This is a genomic window from Methylobacterium sp. CM6247, from assembly GCF_054817925.1.
In genome coordinates, this window is sequence record NZ_JBTXKX010000003.1 from 4,910,111 (window position 1) to 4,928,567 (window position 18,457).

The window sequence follows — 18,457 nt, forward strand, 5'->3', positions numbered from 1 at the left end:
GCCTCCGGTCGGGCGCGCTTCGTCAAACGCCGCCTGTGGTGTCCCGCCCTCGACGGCGGCGCCATTCGAGATTTTTTGACCGATCACACGGACGACAGCGGGAAGACGACGATGCAGGTGACCGAGACACTCTCCCAGGGTCTGAAGCGCGAGTTCCAGGTGCTTCTGGCCGCCAAGGAGCTCGAAGAGCGCCTGACGACCGAGCTGTCCACCCTCAAGGACAAGGCCCAGATCAAGGGCTTCCGCCCCGGCAAGGTGCCGGTGGCCCATCTGCGCAAGCTCTACGGCCGCTCGGTGATGGCCGACGTGCTGCAGAACGCGGTCAACGAGGCCAACCAGAAGATCGTCACCGACAACAACCTCAAGCTCGCCCTCGAGCCGAAGATCGAATTCCCCGGCGAGGCTTCCATCGTCGACCGGGCGCTCGAGGCCAAGGACGACCTGTCCTTCAACGTCGCCCTCGAAGTCCTGCCGAGCTTCGAGCTCGTCGACCTGTCCGACGTCACCCTGACGAAGCAGGTCGCCAAGCCGAGCGACGAAGAGGTGGACGAGGCAATCAACCGCATGGCCTCCTCGAACCGCGCCTTCACCCCGAAGGACGAGGGTGCCGAGGCCGCCACGGGCGACCGCGTCACCATCGATTTCGTCGGCAAGATCGACGGCGTCGAGTTCGACGGCGGCAAGGGCGAAGGCGTGGATCTGGAGCTCGGCTCGGGCTCGTTCATCCCCGGCTTCGAAGACCAGCTGGTCGGCGCCAAGGTCGGCCAGTCGCTGGTGGTGAAGTCGACCTTCCCCGAGGCCTACGGTGCCGAGCACCTCGCCGGCAAGGATGCCGAGTTCGACGTGACCGTCACGGCGATCCAGGCTCCGGGCGAGACCAAGATCGACGACGAGCTCGCCAAGGGCTTCGGCATGGAATCGCTGGAGAAGCTGAAGGAAGCCGTCGCCGGCGCCCTCGGTGGTGATTTCGAGGCCCAGTCGCGCCGCAAGCTCAAGAAGGAGCTCCTCGACGCCCTCGACGGCAAGTACGCTTTCGACCTGCCCCCGAGCCTCGTCCACCAGGAATTCGCTGCCGTGTGGGCCCAGGTCGAGCAGGACCTGAAGACCCGCGGCAAGACCTTCGAGGACGAGGGAACCACCGAGGAAAAGGCCACGGCCGAGTACCGCAAGATCGCCGAGCGGCGCGTCCGTCTCGGCTTGGTGCTTGCGCAGGTGGGCGAGACCGCCGATATCAAGGTCAGTGACGACGAGGTGAACCAGGCCCTGATCGCCCGTGTCCGGCAGTATCCCGGGCAGGAGCAGCAGGTCTGGGACTTCTACCGGAAGAACGCACAGGCCCTGGCCGAGCTTCGCGCACCCCTGTTCGAGGAGAAGGTCGTCGACCATGTCCTCGCCCAGGTGAAGCTGGTCGAAGAGCCTGTTTCGAAGGATGCTTTGTTCGCAGATGAGGACGCCGATGCGGCCAGCGCCGGATCGACGGAGTCGGAGACGGACAAATCCCAGGCTCCTTCGGGCGACGATCTCCCGGCCGTCGCAAAGGCCGATTGAGCTCGAGGCTCCGAAAAGGGCGGCGGGCTTGGATGTAAAGGCGGCGTTCACCGCCGCCGTAGTTCGCTGACACGTCCGGCTCGCGCGCCATTCGCGCGGCCGGACCCCTTGAAGCCTGGGGCACGAGAATGATGAGAGATCCGGTCGACTATTATAACAGCGCACTCGTTCCCATGGTGGTCGAGCAGTCGAGCCGCGGCGAGCGTGCGTTCGACATCTATTCCCGCCTGCTGCGTGAGCGGATCATCTTCCTCACCGGCCCGGTCGAAGATTACGGCGCTTCGCTGATCGTCGCGCAGCTGCTGTTCCTCGAAGCCGAAAACCCGAAGAAGGAAATTTCCTTCTACATCAATTCGCCCGGTGGCGTGGTGACGTCGGGCCTGTCGATCTACGACACGATGCAGTTCATCCGCTGCCCGGTGACGACCCTCTGCGTCGGCCAGGCCGCCTCGATGGGATCGCTGCTGCTCACCGCCGGTGAGCCCGGCCACCGCTTCGCCCTGCCGAACGCCCGAATCATGGTCCACCAGCCGTCCGGCGGGTTCCAGGGCCAGGCCACGGACATCCTGATCCATGCCCGCGAGATCGAAGCGCTGAAGAAGCGCCTCAACGAGATCTACGTGAAGCATACCGGTCGCGACTACGACACCATCGTCCAGGCGCTCGAGCGCGACAATTTCATGACCGCCGACGCGGCCAAGGAATTCGGCCTGATCGACGAAGTGATCCAGAAGCGTCCCGAGCCGGCCGCAGCCTGATCTCGACCGCGCCGTGGCCGCATGGCGGCCCCGGCGCGTCCTTTAGAGGCGGGCCGCCAATGCGGCTTTGCCTTGATCCCGTCGCGGCAGCATGCTTGCATCGCGAGTCTGACCTACCGGCAGAAAGCGCGCAGGTGACTGTTTCTTTAGGCGGGCGCCCTTAGATCTTAGAAGATGCGCGTGCGCCCCGGGGCTGGCGTCGCACCCGCGAACGGAGACCGATATGAGCAAGACTGGCGGCAACGACTCGAAGAGCACGCTGTACTGCTCGTTTTGCGGCAAGAGCCAGCACGAGGTCCGCAAGCTGATCGCGGGCCCGACGGTGTTCATCTGCGACGAGTGTGTCGAACTGTGCATGGACATCATCCGTGAGGAATCGAAGTCCTCGCTGGTGAAATCGCGCGACGGCGTGCCCACGCCGAAGGAGATCCGCCGCGTCCTGGACGATTACGTCATCGGCCAGGATTTCGCGAAGAAGGTTCTCTCCGTCGCGGTCCACAACCATTACAAGCGCCTCGCCCACGCCTCGAAGCACAACGACGTCGAGCTGGCGAAGTCCAACATCATGCTGATCGGGCCGACCGGTTCGGGCAAGACTCTGCTCGCGCAGACCCTCGCCCGCATCCTCGACGTGCCCTTCACCATGGCCGACGCGACGACGCTGACCGAAGCCGGCTATGTCGGCGAGGATGTCGAGAACATCATCCTGAAGCTGCTCCAGGCGTCGGATTACAACGTCGAGCGGGCGCAGCGCGGCATCGTCTACATCGACGAGATCGACAAGATCTCGCGGAAGTCCGACAACCCGTCGATCACCCGCGACGTGTCGGGTGAAGGCGTGCAGCAGGCCCTCCTGAAGATCATGGAAGGCACCGTCGCCTCCGTGCCCCCGCAGGGCGGTCGCAAGCACCCGCAGCAGGAATTCCTGCAGGTCGACACCACTAACATCCTCTTCATCTGCGGCGGCGCGTTCGCCGGGCTGGAGCGGATCATCTCGGCGCGCGGCAAGGGCACCTCGATCGGCTTCGGCGCGACCGTGCAGGCCCCGGACGACCGCCGCACCGGCGAAATCTTCCGCAATGTCGAGCCCGAGGATCTGCTGAAGTTCGGCCTGATCCCCGAGTTCGTCGGCCGTCTGCCCGTGCTTGCGACGCTGGAGGACCTCGATGAGGTCGCCCTCAAGCGCATCCTGCAGGAGCCGAAGAACGCCCTGGTGAAGCAGTACCAGCGCCTGTTCGAGATGGAGAATGTCGACCTGACCTTCCAGGAAGAGGCGCTCTCCATGGTGGCCCGCAAGGCCATCGAGCGGAAGACCGGCGCCCGCGGCCTGCGCTCGATCCTGGAGACGATCCTGCTCGAGACGATGTACGACCTGCCCGGCCTCGATTCGGTGGAGCAGGTGGTGATCGGTCCCGAGGTGGTCGAGGGCAAGTCGCGCCCGCTCTACATCCATGGCGACCGCAACAAGGACGTTCCCGCGAGCGTCAGCGCCTGAGGGCGTAAAGCGGCGGCAGAGACTTAGCCGCCGAAACGGTCCGGGGAGAATTCTTGAAAAAGCTCTCCCCGGCTTCCATCTGAAGTGTCAGACGGCGATGGCCGCACGCTCACCTTCTGAGGTGCGGTGTCCCGCCTCCAGCCTCACAGTTCAGCGATGCTTCCGACCCCGCGATGCGGACTGGTCGGTCCGTGGCAGGATCCTTGCTCATTTCGAGGAGCTAGAGCCCGGAATCCATCAAGAGGAAGTCCGACATGACCCAATCGAAATCTCGCCAGCCGGTCGTCCCGGGTTCGACGGGCTCCTACGCCGTTCTGCCCCTGCGTGACATCGTCGTCTTCCCGCACATGATCGTGCCGCTCTTCGTCGGCCGCGAGAAGTCGATCCGCGCCCTCGAAGAGGCCGTCCGCACCGACCGCCACATCCTGCTGGCCACCCAGATCAATGCCAGCGACGACGATCCGTCGACCGATGCGATCTACAAGATCGGCACGCTCGCCAGCGTCCTTCAGCTCCTGAAGCTGCCCGACGGTACCGTGAAGGTGCTCGTCGAAGGCGCGGGCCGCGCCAAGATCACGAACTTCAACAAGTCGGATTCCTTCTACGAGGCCGATGTCGAGACGCTGACGGATGAGCTCGGCGATCCCGTCGAGGCAGAGGCTCTCGCCCGCTCGGTCATCTCCGAGTTCGAGAACTACGTGAAGCTCAACAAGAAGATCTCGCCCGAGGTCGTCTCCGCGGTCACTCAGATCGACGAGCCGTCGAAGCTCGCCGATACCGTCGGCTCGCATCTCGCCGTCAAGATCGCCGACAAGCAGGCGATCCTCGAAATCCCCACGGTGGCGGAGCGCCTCGAGCGCGTCCTGTCGCTGATGGAGAGCGAGATCTCCGTGCTGCAGGTGGAAAAGCGCATCCGGACCCGCGTGAAGCGGCAGATGGAGAAGACCCAGCGCGAGTACTACCTCAATGAGCAGATGAAGGCGATCCAGAAGGAACTGGGCGATTCCGAGGACGGCAAGGACGAGCTCGCCGAAATCGAAGAGAAGATCGAGAAGACCAAGTTCTCGAAGGAAGCCCGTGAGAAGGCGATGGCCGAGCTGAAGAAGCTTCGCCAGATGTCGCCGATGTCGGCCGAGGCCACGGTCGTGCGCAACTACCTCGATTGGATGCTCGGCATCCCGTGGTCGAAGCGGTCGCGGATCAAGAAGGATCTGCTGGGCGCCCAGGTCATGCTCGACCAGGACCATTTCGGTCTGGAAAAGGTCAAGGAGCGCATCGTCGAGTATCTCGCCGTGCAGCAGCGCGCGAACAAGCTCACCGGTCCGATCCTGTGCCTCGTCGGTCCTCCCGGCGTCGGCAAGACCTCGCTCGGCAAGTCCATCGCCAAGGCGACCGGTCGCGAATTCGTCCGGATGTCGCTGGGTGGTGTGCGTGACGAGGCCGAGATCCGCGGTCACCGCCGGACCTATATCGGTTCGATGCCCGGCAAGATCGTGCAGTCGATGCGCAAGGCCAAGACCTCGAACCCGCTCATCCTGCTCGATGAGATCGACAAGATGGGCCAGGATTTCCGCGGCGATCCGTCCGCGGCTCTCCTCGAGGTGCTCGACCCGGAGCAGAACGGCACGTTCAACGATCACTACCTGGAGGTCGATTACGATCTCTCGGACGTGATGTTCGTGACGACGGCGAATACGCTCAACATCCCTGCGCCCCTGATGGACCGCATGGAGGTGATCCGCATCGCCGGCTACACCGAGGAAGAGAAGCTTCAGATCGCCCGCAAGCACCTGATCCCGGGTGCCGTGAAGAAGCACGGCCTCACGGCCAAGGAATGGGAGATCGACGATTCCGGCGTCCTCATGCTCATCCGCCGTTACACGCGGGAAGCGGGCGTGCGTAACCTGGAGCGCGAGATCTCGAACCTGATCCGCAAGGCGGTGAAGGAGATCCTCATCACCAAGGTGAAGGCCGTTGCTGTCACCGAGAAGAACTTGCCGGTCTTCCTCGGCGCGCCGAAGTTCCGCTACGGCGAGATCGACGAGGAGGATCAGGTCGGCGTGGTGACGGGTCTCGCCTGGACCGAGGTCGGCGGCGAGTTGCTGACGATCGAAGGCGTCATGATGCCCGGCAAGGGCAAGATGACGGTCACCGGCAACCTGCGTGACGTGATGAAGGAGTCGATCTCGGCGGCGGCGAGCTATGTCCGCTCCCGGGCCCTCGACTTCGGCATCGAGCCGCCGCTGTTCGAGCGTCGCGACATCCACGTTCACGTTCCGGAAGGGGCGACCCCGAAGGACGGTCCGTCGGCCGGTATCGGCATGGCCACCGCCATCATCTCGACCCTCACCGGCATCCCGGTGAGGAAGGATGTGGCGATGACCGGAGAGGTCACCCTGCGTGGCCGCATCCTGCCCATCGGCGGTCTGAAGGAGAAGCTGCTCGCTGCCTTGCGCGGCGGCATCAAGACGGTCCTCATCCCCGAGGAGAACGCCAAGGACATCGCCGAGGTGCCCGACAGCGTGAAGAACGGGATGGAGATCATCCCGGTCTCCCGGATGGACCAGGTGCTTCAGCACGCCCTCGTGAGGGTGCCGGAGCGCATCGAGTGGGAAGAGCCGCTCCCTGTCGCCCGCCGCCCGGTGGTCGGCGAGGACGAGCCGACCACGGTGATCGCTCACTGAGCGTCATCCGCGGGTGAAAAATGGAAAGGCCCCGGGGTTTCCCCGGGGCCTTTTCGTATGGTCCTCCACCGGCCTCGTGCCGAGGAGGGTTGCCATCCCGACGATGCTTGGATTAACGATGCGGCGCGCACCGGGCGGTTAGCTCAGTTGGTAGAGCGTCTCCTTTACACGGAGAGGGTCGGCGGTTCGAGCCCGTCACCGCCCACCATCCCGCTGCCCCTCCCCCTATCCTTCCCGGCAACAGAGACGAGCGATGACCGCGCGCGGCTTCCCCACCCCCTGGCTCGTCGTCGAGAAAGTCGAGAGTTTCTGCGTCGAGGATGCGGACGGAGCGGCCGTCGCCTGGACCTACTTCTCCGACGAGCCCGAGAAGCGAGAGGCAACCGGCCTCATGACCCGCGAGGAGGCGTTGCGGATCGCCAGGGCCATCGCGATGATCCCCGAGATGCGCACGATCATTCGCAGCATCCAGGACGGGTTGACCGAGTCGGATCAACTTACGGATTGAGCCGCGCGGCGAGGACGTATGCGCCTCAGTTTCCGGCGAGGACCAAGGCCCAGAAGCGCTTGTAGCGCGTACCCGGCGCATCGACGCGGGCGATGCCGATTCGCTTCAGCTGAGGCATCAGCATGTTCTTGTTGTGCTCGGATGAGGCTTTCCAGCGTGCCAGCACCTCGTCGAACGTATTCGAACCGGCGCTGAGGTTCTCGGCGGCGAAGGAGCGGCCGAACCCCGCCCGCGCCATGCGCGAATCGAAGGTACCGCCGATCTCGTGGCTGAGCTTGCCGGCCCGGGCATTGGATTCCGCCTGGTAGGACGCAGCCCGGATCAGGCTCGAATCCAGCACCACCGGGCCGAGCCCGTGCGACGCCCTGTAGCGGGAGATCGCGGCGGCGGCGGCACCCTCGTCGAGAATCACCGGGCTCGTGAGGTTGTCGGCCTCGGGCAGGATCGTCGGCCCGCCGCAGCCGCCCACCGCCAACAGGCTCCCCAAGAGGACGATGCCGCCCAGCCGCGACAGAATGGGTGAAAGGGGGAAAGCCATCATCGCTCGGTGCCGGTTCGCTGCGCTGCCATGTCGTCGGCTTCGCCATCCCGGTGCGATGGGGCGAAATCGCGGCGGCGGCGCGAACGGGATCGCGGCACGGGCCGGTGTGTCCGATCCGCCACGCCATCGTGCTCTTGCGGGTGAGCTTAATGGTAACGTGATGCGGTGCCGATTCGCGTCAGATCCGCGTACCGAGATCGCGGGGCGGCGAACCGCAGCGCCACGCGGTGATGCGGTAATCGGGATGGGTGTCGACCCATCGCGCCAGCTGCGGCTGTGCTACGCGGATGCATCCTCGCGCATCGACGACGTCGAGCGGAAGACGCTTCGATTCGCAGGTATCCGGTGCATTCGCCATGCAGGCGGTGAAGTACAGGAAGAAGAAGCCCGCCATGGTTCGGACAGCCCGTTTCGCGAGTCGCGCTCGGGCAAAGGCTAGTGCACGAATGCCCCATGTCGAGGGCATCACGCAAAGCAACCCGTTTGAAGGCTGCATCATCGGCTGCGTGAATTCTTGAGAATGGCGCGGGCGACGGGACTCGAACCCGCGACCTCCGGCGTGACAGGCCGGCACTCTAACCAACTAAGCTACGCCCGCGTATCTGGGTAGCCGGGCATTCGGATCGTCCCGCATGATGCAGGCCGATGATGGACGTGGCGCGGGCGACGGGACTCGAACCCGCGACCTCCGGCGTGACAGGCCGGCACTCTAACCAACTGAGCTACGCCCGCACGGCGTCCCGCCCCGTTTCCGGCGGTGTCGGGGGTCTAGTTTCCGCACCCCGGCCTGTCAAGCAACCGGACGCAGCATTTCCATGGAAAATCCGACGGCGGTCGCTTTGCCGAGCGCTCGGGGGCGAAAGGCGACGGCCCGACGAGTGGCGGTGCCATTGAAACCACGTCTCTTTTCTGTCATACGCCCCCTCGCGTTGAACCGCCCGGCCGATAGGGCTGCCGTGGCGGTTCGTGCTGCTCCATCAGAAGCATCAACCGAGCGCACGCCTTCGCCCTGTCCCAGGGTCGGAGGGCATGCGCGTTCAGGAGAGCCAAATGCCCAAGCTGAAAACCAAGTCGGGCGCGAAGAAGCGCTTCAAGATCACCGGCACCGGCAAGGTCATGTATGCCCAGGCCGGCAAGCGCCACGGAATGATCAAGCGGACGACGAAGCAGATCCGCAACCTGCGCGGCACCACCACCCTGTTCGAGGGCGATGCTGCCAACGTGAAGAAGTATTTCCTGCCCAACAGCCGGTAATCCTTCGCCGCAGCCGATACTGTTTTCGTAATCCAGGAGAGAACCCATGGCCCGCGTCAAGCGCGGCGTGACCAGTCACGCAAAGCACAAGAAAGTCCTCAAGGCCGCCCGTGGCTATTACGGCCGGCGCAAGAATACGATCCGGATCGCCAAGCAGGCGGTCGAGAAGGGCATGCAGTATGCCTACCGCGATCGTAAGAACAAGAAGCGCACGTTCCGCGCTCTCTGGATCCAGCGCCTCAACGCCGCTGTCCGCGAGCACGGCCTGACCTATTCGCGCTTCATCAACGGTCTCGCGAAGTCCGGCATCGAGGTGGACCGCAAGGCTCTGTCCGAGCTCGCCATTCACGAGCCGGCCAGCTTCGCGGTCGTTGTGGAGAAGGCCAAGGCCGCTCTTCCGGACCTCGCCAAGGCTGCCTGATTCGTGAAGGCTGCCTGAGGCGCGTTCACACGCCCTCTCATTCGTCGATGCGAAAGGCGCGGGCCGAGAGGTGCCGCGCCTTCGTCTTTTGCAAAGGATCGTCGGCAGGCGCGCTTGCATTGGCGGCGCTTACCCGCAAAACCGCTCGCGGGGGCCGCACACGATCCGAAGGCCAGATGCCAACCGGTGGTTTGAACCGATGACCGATCTCGAAACCCTCGAAGGCGATCTGCTCGGACAGGTCGGGAGCGCATCCGACGAGGCCTCCCTCGATGCCGTGCGCGTCGCTGCGCTCGGCAAGAAGGGCTCGATCTCCGACCTGCTGAAGACCCTCGGCAGCATGACGCCGGAGGAGCGCAAGGAGCGCGGTCCGCTCATCAACGGCCTGCGTGACAGGGTGCAGGGCGCCATCGCCACGCGGCGCGAGGCGCTCACAGAGGCCGCCCTCGAAGCCCGCCTCGCGGCGGAGCGGATCGACGTCACCCTGCCGGTGCGTGAGGCGCCGGAAGCGCGTGGGCGCATCCATCCGATCAGCCAGGTCATGGACGAGATCACCGCGATCTTCGCCGATATGGGCTTCTCGGTGGCCGAAGGCCCGGACATCGAGACCGACGACTACAACTTCACCGCTCTCAACTTCCCGCCCGGCCATCCGGCGCGCGAAATGCACGACACGTTCTTTCTGGCGCCCGACCGCAACGGCCAGCGCAAGGTGCTGCGCACCCATACGTCGCCGGTCCAGATCCGCACCATGCGGTCCCAGGAGCCGCCGATCCGCGTGATCTGCCCCGGCCGTACCTACCGGCACGATTCCGACCAGACCCATACGCCGATGTTCCATCAGGTGGAGGGGCTGGTGATCGACAAGAGCGCCACCATCGCCAACCTGAAATGGGTGCTGGAGGAGTTCTGCCGCACCTTCTTCGAGGTCGATGCGGTGAAGATGCGCTTCCGGCCGTCCTTCTTCCCCTTCACCGAGCCGTCGGCCGAGGTCGATATCCAGTGTTCGCGCAAAGGCGGCGAGATCCGCTTCGGCGAGGGCACCGACTGGCTCGAAATCCTCGGCTGCGGCATGGTCCATCCGAACGTGCTCCGGAATTGCGGCTACGACCCGGACTTCGTCCAGGGCTTCGCCTTCGGCATGGGCATCGACCGGATCGCCATGCTCAAATACGGCACGCCCGATCTGCGCCCGTTCTTCGAGGCGGATGTGCGCTGGCTGGAGCATTACGGCTTCCGCCCGCTGGACATCCCGAGCCTGGTGGCCGGGCTGACGAGTTAGGATGCCGAGGGAGGGATCGCGCATGACCGAGCAGGAGATCCGACAGGTCGCCAACGAGGTGCTGCGGGAAACGCTCGGACCGCACGGGTTCGAGAGCGCCGATGTTCGTCCGGCTCCCGACTTCGACGGTGAGCCCTCGCTTCATGTGACGGCGCATTTCAGGCCGAAGGCAGGGGTGACCAGCGGAGACGCTTCGACCAGGGCTCTGTCGGCTCTACGGAAACGGCTGCTCGACAAGGGGGAGGAGCGATTTCCGTACATCCGCTACGATTATCCGGATGACGAAGTGCTCGGCGACGACCCATCGGAACCACTGCCGGACCGGCATTGATGCCGAGGCTCGGAAATCCACTCGTCTACGATCTCCTGGAAACATCCCGCACGCTCGCGGACACGCGCGGCCGGGTGAACCTGCGCAAAGCGGCGATGCGCCGGGCGGTCAGCGGGGCCTACTATTCTGTCTTTCACGCTCTCTGCTTCATTTGCGCGAGTGAATTGATCGGGTGGACCCAGGAGAACGACATCGTCGAACCGATCTACCGCCTGCTCGATCATGGAACGGCAAAGAAGCGTCTCAACAGCCGGGATGCGAACCTGATCGGACCGACCGTTACCGATATCGGCAATAACTTCTTGAGTTTGCAGGAAGCTCGAAACGCCGCCGACTATTCGCCGCCTACTCTGAAGGTTCGTCATGACGAGACGTTGCGCTACATCGAGCTTGCGGAACAGACCGTGACGTTGATCGAATCTCTTACGACGCTCGACCGCAAGAAGCTTGCGGTTCTCCTGATCGCCAGAACCCGGCCCCTCTGAGCCGAAGAGACGAACTCATGAAATTCACCCTCTCCTGGCTCAAGGAGCACCTCGACACCGACTCGTCTCTGGAGAACATCTCCGAGACGTTGACGCGGATCGGTCTCGAAGTCGAAGGCATCGAGGACAAGGCGGCGGCGCTCGCGCCTTTTGTCGTCGCCCATGTGCTCACGGCCGAACAGCACCCCAATGCCGACCGTTTGCGTGTCTGCACCGTGGATGCCTGCGACGGGCAGCCCGTGCAGGTCGTCTGCGGAGCGCCGAATGCGCGCGCCGGGATGAAGACGGTGTTCGCGCCCCCCGGCACCTACGTGCCCGGTCTCGACAAGACCTTGGCGGTTGGCAACATCCGGGGCGTCGAGAGCCTCGGCATGCTGTGCTCGGGCGCCGAACTCGGCCTCGGCGAGGAATCCAGCGGCATCCTCGATCTGCCGGCGGACGCCCCGACCGGCCAGGCCTACGCGCTCTATGCCGGGCTCGACGATCCGGTCATCGAGATCAACCTCACCCCGAACCGCCCGGATTGTACCTCCATCCACGGCATCGCCCGCGATCTTTCGGCTGCCGGCATCGGCGTGTTGAAGCGCGAGCCGATGCCGCCTGTGCGTGGCGAGGGCGAGTGCCCCGTGCCGGTCGCCCTCGATTTCGAGCCCGCGGACAAGGGATTGTGCCCGTATTTCGCCCTGCGCCTCGTGCGCGGCGTGAAGAACGGACCCTCCCCCGACTGGATGCAGGCCCGCCTGCGCGCCATCGGCCTTCGCCCGATCAATGCGCTTGTCGACATCACCAATTACCTGACCTTCGATCGTGGACGCCCGCTCCACGTCTTCGACGCGGCCAAGGTGAAGGGCGCTCTCACGGTCCGTCGCGCCCGCGACGGCGAGAGCCTGAAGGCGCTCGACGACAAGACCTATGCGCTCGATGACGGCATCGTCGTCATCGCCGACGAGAACGGCCCCGAATCCATCGGCGGCATCATCGGTGGCGAGGCCTCTGGCTGCGACGACGCCACCGTGGACGTCATCATCGAATCCGCCCTGTGGGACCCGGTGAACATCGCTCAGAGCGGCCGGCGCCTCGGCATCATCACCGATGCCCGCTACCGCTTCGAGCGTGGCGTCGACCCCGTTTTCGCCCTGCCGGGGCTCGACCTCGCCACCGGCATGGTCGTCGAGGTCTGCGGCGGCACGGCGAGCGAGGCGGTGATCGCCGGTGACTTGCCCGAGATGGAACGTGTCATCGATTTCCCCTGGACCGAGACGCGCCGGCTCGCCGGGATCGAACTGTCCCGCGCCGAGATGAAGGTGACGTTGGAGACCCTCGGGTTCCACGTGGCCGGCTCGGGCGACCGGGTGAAGGTTCTCACCCCGTCCTGGCGCCCGGATGTGGAAGGCAAGGCCGATCTCGTGGAGGAGATCATTCGCATCGCCGGCCTCGACCGGATCGAGCCGAAGCCGCTGACCCGTGGCGATGCCGCCATCGCCAAGGCGACGCTGACGCCCCTGCAGAAGCGCACGCGTCTTGCCAAGCGGGCACTGGCCACGCGCGGCCTCGTGGAGGCGGTGACGTGGTCGTTCATCCCGCATGACGACGCCGTCCTGTTCGGCGGCGGCAAGGCGGATCTGGCGCTGGCCAACCCCATCGCCGCCGATCTCTCGGACATGCGCCCGAGCCTCGTTCCGGGCCTGCTCCGGGCGGCCCAGCGCAACGCCGACCGCGGCTATGGCGACGTCGCCCTGTTCGAGGTCGGGCAGTGCTTCGAGACCGACCAGCCCGAAGGCCAGTCGATCCGCGCCACGGCCATTCGCCGGGGAACGGCACGCCACGACGGCGCCGGCCGCCATTGGGCGGGGGCCGCCGCCACCGTCGATGCATTCGAGGCCAAGGCCGACGCCTTGGCCCTCCTCACCGCCCTCGGCGTGCCGACCGGCGGTCTCCAGATCGTGGCGGGTGGCCCCGCCTGGCTTCATCCCGGACGCTCCGGCACGATGCAGTTCGGGCCGAAGAACCCAATCGGCTATTTCGGCGAGATCCATCCCCGTGTGATGAAGGCTCTGGACCTGAAGGGCACGCTCGTGGCCTTCGAAATCACGCTGGATACGATCCCCCTGCCGAAATACCGCCCCACCAAGGTGAAGCCCGCCCTTGCCCTCTCCGACTTCCAGGCGATCTCGCGCGACTTCGCCTTCGTCGTCGGGCGCGACGTTGCGGCGGGCGACGTTGTGAAGGCGGCGCAAGCTGCCGAGCGCAAGCTCATCGCCGGGATCGACGTCTTCGACATCTACGAGGGGACGGGCATTCCCGACGGCTCGAAATCCGTCGCCATCGCGGTGCGGCTCCAACCGGTGGAGCGGACCCTCACCGATGCGGAGATCGAGGCCGTGACGGCCAAGATCGTCGCCGAGGTCGCCCGCAAGACCGGCGCGACTTTGAGAGGCTGAGGCCGGCTCTTGGAACCTCAGACAAGGAAGCCGATCACATGGCGAACCAGGAACTGATCGACGTCTTGTCGGCCGCCAAGCATATGCCGAAGGAGGCGATGCTTCAGGCCCTGGCGAGCCCGGCCGACATCGCCGAACCGGTCCTCGCCGTTCTCGCTTTGGCGGCAGACGGCAAGGAGCTCGACGAGGCGCAGGGCAACCTGCTGTTCTGGGGAGTACACATCCTGGCGGCGGTCGGCGAGACGCGGGCCTTCGCCCCGCTTCTCACCATCCTGCGGCGCGAGGATTCCGACGGGCTCGACGCCCTCCTCGGCGATGCGCTGACCACCACCATGGCGAAGGTGCTCACCAGCCTGTTCGACGGCGATGTCGCGCCGATGCATGCGCTGCTGCTCGATTCGACGGTGGATGGCTTTGCCCGCAACGAGGTCTTCGCCGCCCTCGCCTACCTGACCCAGACCGGACGGATCGACCGGACCCAGACCCACGATCTCCTCGTCCGCTTCGACGACAAGCGCGCCGCCGTCGAGGGCGACGTGGCCTGGGTCGGCTGGGAGGAGACCATCGCGCTCCTCGGCTACGCCGACCTGGCCCTGCGGAGCACGGCCGCCAGGGCCGACGGCCGCCTGAGTGACGAGTTCAGCGATGCGGGGTGGTTTCACACCACCCTTCGCCGGGCGACCGCGAAGCCGAACGACATGCAGCGGTTCGACGGACAGAACTACGGCACGTTCGACGATCCCATCGGGGCCTTGGCCTGGACCGCCGAGGGGGCGGGCCTTCCAATCCGCAATCCGGTGAAGATCGGCCGCAACGATCCCTGCCCGTGCGGAAGTGGGAAGAAGTACAAGAAGTGCTGCCTCAACGCCGCCTGACGAAGAGCCAGGATCGGCCCGGACCGTAAAGATCCGGCGCTTCCAGACGCACGGACGCGACAGCATTCGCCAACGGCGGTACGATGAGCGAACCCGCGTTCATCTTTGCCGGAGCAGCGCCATGTCCCTCGTGATCCCCGTCATCCTCGGTTCCGTCCGCAGCGAACGCCAGGGCTTGCGCGCGGCGCGCTTCCTCGTGGCGCGCCTGCGGGAACGCGGCATCGAGGCTCCACTGGTGGACCCGGCCGAGTTGAAGCTGCCGCTCCTCGACAAGATGTACAAGGAATATCCCAAGGGCGAGGCGCCTCCGGTGCTCGAGGACCTCGCCACGCTCTACCGCCGGTCGGATGCGTTCGTGGTCGTCTCGGCCGAGTACAATCACTCGATCCCGCCGGCCCTCTCGAACACGCTGGATCACTTCCTCGAAGAGTATTTCTGGCGGCCCTCCGCCATCGTCTGTTACTCGGCCGGCCAATATGGCGGCGTACGGGCGGCGATGCAGCTCCGGGCGATGATGGCCGAGCTCGGCGCACCGAGCATCGCGTCGCTGCTGCCGATCCCCCGCATCCACAAGGCACTCGACGAAGAGGGCGTGCCGCAGGAGGAATGGCTGGGCAAGGCCGCCAAGCGGTTCCTCGACGAACTCGTCTGGCACGCCGAAGCCCTGAAGGCGCAGCGCGCCAAGGGCACGCCCTACTGACTGAGGTCTGTTTGATCGCATGTCTCGGTGGATGCTGATGCCAGGGTCGATCATCCCAGCAGATCGCCTCATCCTGAGCTGCCCGCGTCAGCGGGCTTTGAGGGAGCCCACCAGTCGGCGCGCGATGTCTGGAAGCCTCCTTCGAGGCCGCTACGCGGCACCTCAGGATGAGGTAGAGCGTTGGAAAAGCGACTCAAACAGGCTCTGAGGGTGGTGCTCCGTGCCGGGAACCCGCCGATGCGAGGCCCGGCGCGGGTCTTGCGCGTTGACCCTCCATGATGCCGGAGGCCGCAGCAAAGATGACGATTCTTCAGACCCTTCTCGCCGACCTCGTGAAGGCGGCGCTGATCTCCGACGACGCGGCGAGCCTTCGCTGGCGTGACGAGGCGAGGCGCGCCCATGCCGTGATCGCCTCGGACCCATCGGCAGTGGCGGGGTTGAAGATCGACGGGATCTGGACCTTGGCCGTCCGCGAGGCGGAGGCCCCCGATTTTCGCGCCTCGGAGACCCGGGTCTCGTTCACGCTGCCGGTCGCCTGCCCGTTCAGCCTCGCCGACATCACCGATCCGGGTTTCGACATCGATGCCGGGGTGGAGCGGATCGTCGGTTCCGCGTCCACCGGTTGATGAACATCGGAAGAACATTGCCCCCGGCGTCGCGCGGTCCCATGTTAACGGATGTGGAAAGGCCCGAGCCTGAGGCCTTTCGACCTCTCGCCGCCAAGACATGAGCGGCGCGTTATACGAGTTCGAGCCCAGAGACATTTGGCCAGACGCATCAATCCCAACCCCGGGCAGAGCGCCCTTCCCTCCCGCGAGCAGATTCTCGCCTTCATCGCGCAGGCGACCGAGAAGGTCGGCAAGCGCGAGATCGCCGCGGCGTTCAACATCAAGGGTGCCGATCGCATCGGCTTGAAGCGCATCCTCAAGGAGATCGAGGAGGAAGGGGAGATCGAGCGCGGGCGCGCCGGGCTGGTGCCGCCCGGCCGGCTGCCGCCGGTGACGCTGGCCGATATCAAGTCGCGGGATCGCGACGGCGATTTCTTTGCCGTTCCCGTGGAATGGGACCATGCGAAGGGCCCGCCTCCGAAGATCCTGGTCTCCTCACCGCGCAGCGGCAAGAAGCCGGGCCGCGCAGCCCCCGGTATCGGGGACCGCGCCCTTCTGCGCGTCGAACTCATTCCCGGCGAGAGCGGGCGCTATTCCGGCCGTGTCATCAAGGTGATCGGCAAGAACAAGGCGGAGGTGATCGGCGTCTACCGCTCCGGCCCCGATGGCGGTCGCATCGTGCCCGTTGAGAAGCGGGCGCAGGGACGCGAGATCGCGATCCCGGCCGGTGAGGAAGGCGAGGCGCGGGACGGCGACCTCGTCAGCGTCAGCCTCGTCAGCGAGAGCCGGTTCGGACTGCCGCGTGGGCGCGTGACCGAACGCCTCGGGTCGCTCGGCTCGGAGCGTGCCGTGAGCCTGATCGCGCTGCATCTCCACCACATCCCCCACGTCTTCGCCGCCGACACTCTGGCCGAGGCCGACGCGGTGGAGCCGGTGGGGATGAAGGGCCGTGAGGATTGGCGCGCCGAGCCTCTCCTGACCATCGACCCCCCCGACGCCAAGGACCATGACGACGCCGTGATGGCGGTGCCGGACCCGGACGAGGCCAATCAGGGCGGCTTCGTCGTCACCGTCGCCATCGCCGATGTGGCCGCCTATGTCCGCCCAGGCTCGGCCCTCGACCGCGAGGCGCTGTTGCGCGGCAACTCGGTCTATTTCCCGGACCGCGTCGTGCCGATGCTGCCGGAGCGCATCTCCAACGACCTTTGCTCGCTGAGGGAGAAGGAGGATCGGCCGGCCATCGCGGTGCGCATGGTGATCGGCCCCGACGGCGTGAAGAAGCGCCACAGCTTCCACCGGGTCATGATGCGCTCGCGCGCCAAACTGTCCTACGCCCAGGGGCAGGCGGCCATCGACGGATTCACCGACGAGACGACCGCGCCGCTGCTGGAGCCGATCCTGCGCCCGCTCTGGGCCGCCTACGCGGCCCTGACGGCGGCGCGCGAGGCACGCGGCCCCCTCGCCCTCGACCTGCCCGAGCGGAAGGTGCTGCTGACGCCGGACGGGGCCGTGGACCGGGTCGTGGTGCCGGCCCGCCTCGACGCACACCGGCTCATCGAGGAGTTCATGATCCAGGCCAACGTGGCCGCCGCCGAGACCCTGGAACAGGCCAAGCAGCCGCTGATCTACCGCGTCCATGACGAGCCGGCCCTGGAGAAGATGCGCGCGCTCGGCGAGGTTCTCGCCTCCATCGGCATCAAGATCCCCAAGGAGGGTGCCCTGCGCCCCGCCCTGTTCAACCGGATCCTCGGCTCCGTGGCCGAGACCGAGCACGCGATCTTCATCAACGAGGTCGTGCTGCGCTCGCAGGCGCAAGCCGTCTATGCCGCGCAGAATCTCGGGCATTTCGGCCTGAATCTCAGGCGCTACGCCCATTTCACCTCGCCGATCCGGCGCTATGCCGATCTCATCGTCCACCGGGCGCTGATCGCCGCATGCCGGCTGGGGTCGGACGGCTTGTCCTCCGACGTGACGGTGGGCGCTCTCGACCAGATCGGCGAGCAGATCTCGGCCGCCGAGCGTCGCGCCATGGCGGCCGAGCGCGAGACTATCGATCGGCTCATCGCGCATCATCTCGCCGACAGGGTCGGTGCCACCTTCACCGGCCAGATCTCGGGCGTCACCCGCGCCGGGCTGTTCATCAAGCTCGACGAGACCGGTGCCGACGGCTTCGTACCGATCTCCACCATCGGCGACGATTTCTACCACCACGACGAGGCGCGCCATGCCCTGGTCGGCTCGCGCAGCGGCGAGACTCATCGCCTCGGCGACCGGGTGGAGGTGAGGCTGGTGGAGGCGGCGGCCGTGGCCGGAGCGCTGCGCTTCGAATTGCTCTCCGAAGGCCAGACGAGGCCGGGAGCCGGGGGGACGAGAACTCCGCGCTCGCCGAGCTTCCACAAGGCCGGCCCGCCCGGCAGGCCCGCCGGCATCCGCAACACCGGGTCGCGCCACCGCGGGTCGCGCCGCTAGGGCGGCTGGTGTAGGATCGGGCCTCGTCGGAACTGGTCTTCCCAGCCCCAACCTCGG

General features: G+C 65.9%; 17 protein-coding genes and 3 tRNA genes. 16 read left to right on the forward strand and 4 right to left on the reverse strand.

Annotated elements, in window-relative coordinates; all coding sequences use genetic code 11:
• Nucleotides 1-111: 111 nt before the first annotated feature.
• The 6 genes from tig (at nucleotide 112) to ACYQOP_RS24310 (ending at nucleotide 6,993) form a co-directional block, all read left to right on the forward strand.
• Nucleotides 112-1,548 carry a trigger factor gene (tig, locus tag ACYQOP_RS24285; RefSeq protein ID WP_056430576.1) on the forward strand — a complete coding sequence of 479 codons (1,437 nt, stop codon included), beginning with the start codon at nucleotides 112-114 and terminating at the stop codon, nucleotides 1,546-1,548.
• Between the two features lie 131 nt (nucleotides 1,549-1,679).
• On the forward strand, nucleotides 1,680-2,306 hold the full coding sequence (locus tag ACYQOP_RS24290; protein ID WP_026176059.1) for an ATP-dependent Clp protease proteolytic subunit: 627 nt from the start codon (nucleotides 1,680-1,682) through the stop codon (nucleotides 2,304-2,306).
• A 223-nt stretch (nucleotides 2,307-2,529) separates the two neighbouring features.
• On the forward strand, nucleotides 2,530-3,801 hold the full coding sequence (gene clpX, locus ACYQOP_RS24295) for an ATP-dependent Clp protease ATP-binding subunit ClpX (protein ID WP_019904739.1): 1,272 nt from the start codon (nucleotides 2,530-2,532) through the stop codon (nucleotides 3,799-3,801).
• A 254-nt stretch (nucleotides 3,802-4,055) separates the two neighbouring features.
• Nucleotides 4,056-6,485 carry an endopeptidase La gene (lon, locus tag ACYQOP_RS24300; RefSeq protein ID WP_461224639.1) on the forward strand — a complete coding sequence of 810 codons (2,430 nt, stop codon included), beginning with the start codon at nucleotides 4,056-4,058 and terminating at the stop codon, nucleotides 6,483-6,485.
• A 132-nt stretch (nucleotides 6,486-6,617) separates the two neighbouring features.
• Nucleotides 6,618-6,693 (forward strand) — tRNA-Val (locus ACYQOP_RS24305).
• 45 nt (nucleotides 6,694-6,738) lie between these two features.
• Nucleotides 6,739-6,993, forward strand: coding sequence for a hypothetical protein (locus ACYQOP_RS24310; RefSeq protein ID WP_207410612.1), 255 nt, complete (start codon nucleotides 6,739-6,741; stop codon nucleotides 6,991-6,993).
• A gap of 25 nt (nucleotides 6,994-7,018) precedes the next feature.
• Here the strand turns inward: ACYQOP_RS24310 and ACYQOP_RS24315 are convergent, their stop codons facing one another.
• The 4 genes from ACYQOP_RS24315 to ACYQOP_RS24330 form a co-directional block, all read right to left on the reverse strand.
• Nucleotides 7,019-7,534: a CAP domain-containing protein gene (locus ACYQOP_RS24315; protein ID WP_461224641.1), complete on the reverse strand. Its 516-nt coding sequence runs from the start codon at nucleotides 7,532-7,534 to the stop codon at nucleotides 7,019-7,021.
• 178 nt (nucleotides 7,535-7,712) lie between these two features.
• Entirely contained in the window at nucleotides 7,713-7,928 is a 216-nt protein-coding gene (locus ACYQOP_RS24320; RefSeq protein ID WP_056430291.1) for a hypothetical protein, read from the reverse strand.
• 127 nt (nucleotides 7,929-8,055) lie between these two features.
• Nucleotides 8,056-8,132 (reverse strand) — tRNA-Asp (locus ACYQOP_RS24325).
• A gap of 57 nt (nucleotides 8,133-8,189) precedes the next feature.
• Nucleotides 8,190-8,266, reverse strand: a tRNA-Asp gene (locus ACYQOP_RS24330).
• Between the two features lie 318 nt (nucleotides 8,267-8,584).
• Here ACYQOP_RS24330 and rpmI point away from each other — a divergent pair.
• The 10 genes from rpmI (at nucleotide 8,585) to rnr (ending at nucleotide 18,400) form a co-directional block, all read left to right on the forward strand.
• Nucleotides 8,585-8,788: a 50S ribosomal protein L35 gene (gene rpmI / locus ACYQOP_RS24335; protein ID WP_018044555.1), complete on the forward strand. Its 204-nt coding sequence runs from the start codon at nucleotides 8,585-8,587 to the stop codon at nucleotides 8,786-8,788.
• Between the two features lie 46 nt (nucleotides 8,789-8,834).
• Entirely contained in the window at nucleotides 8,835-9,209 is a 375-nt protein-coding gene (rplT, locus tag ACYQOP_RS24340; RefSeq protein ID WP_018044556.1) for a 50S ribosomal protein L20, read from the forward strand.
• Between the two features lie 199 nt (nucleotides 9,210-9,408).
• Entirely contained in the window at nucleotides 9,409-10,491 is a 1,083-nt protein-coding gene (pheS, locus tag ACYQOP_RS24345) for a phenylalanine--tRNA ligase subunit alpha (protein WP_056430288.1), read from the forward strand.
• A 22-nt stretch (nucleotides 10,492-10,513) separates the two neighbouring features.
• Nucleotides 10,514-10,822: a hypothetical protein gene (locus tag ACYQOP_RS24350; RefSeq protein WP_461224645.1), complete on the forward strand. Its 309-nt coding sequence runs from the start codon at nucleotides 10,514-10,516 to the stop codon at nucleotides 10,820-10,822.
• A complete protein-coding gene (locus ACYQOP_RS24355) occupies nucleotides 10,822-11,307 on the forward strand; it encodes a hypothetical protein (RefSeq protein WP_056430285.1) in 486 nt (161 codons plus the stop codon). The genes ACYQOP_RS24350 and ACYQOP_RS24355 overlap by 1 nt, the downstream gene beginning before the upstream one ends.
• A 17-nt stretch (nucleotides 11,308-11,324) precedes the next feature.
• Complete coding sequence (gene pheT, locus ACYQOP_RS24360; RefSeq protein ID WP_461224647.1) at nucleotides 11,325-13,748, forward strand: phenylalanine--tRNA ligase subunit beta; 2,424 nt, start codon at nucleotides 11,325-11,327, stop codon at nucleotides 13,746-13,748.
• A gap of 38 nt (nucleotides 13,749-13,786) precedes the next feature.
• Entirely contained in the window at nucleotides 13,787-14,623 is an 837-nt protein-coding gene (locus tag ACYQOP_RS24365) for a DUF1186 domain-containing protein (protein ID WP_461224649.1), read from the forward strand.
• Between the two features lie 121 nt (nucleotides 14,624-14,744).
• The gene (locus ACYQOP_RS24370; RefSeq protein WP_420604571.1) at nucleotides 14,745-15,323 is read left to right on the forward strand and encodes an NADPH-dependent FMN reductase; all 579 of its coding nucleotides are present in this window, start codon (nucleotides 14,745-14,747) and stop codon (nucleotides 15,321-15,323) included.
• A 299-nt stretch (nucleotides 15,324-15,622) separates the two neighbouring features.
• Complete coding sequence (locus ACYQOP_RS24375) at nucleotides 15,623-15,949, forward strand: hypothetical protein (protein WP_461224651.1); 327 nt, start codon at nucleotides 15,623-15,625, stop codon at nucleotides 15,947-15,949.
• Between the two features lie 138 nt (nucleotides 15,950-16,087).
• Nucleotides 16,088-18,400, forward strand: coding sequence for a ribonuclease R (gene rnr / locus ACYQOP_RS24380; protein ID WP_461224653.1), 2,313 nt, complete (start codon nucleotides 16,088-16,090; stop codon nucleotides 18,398-18,400).
• Nucleotides 18,401-18,457: the final 57 nt, after the last annotated feature.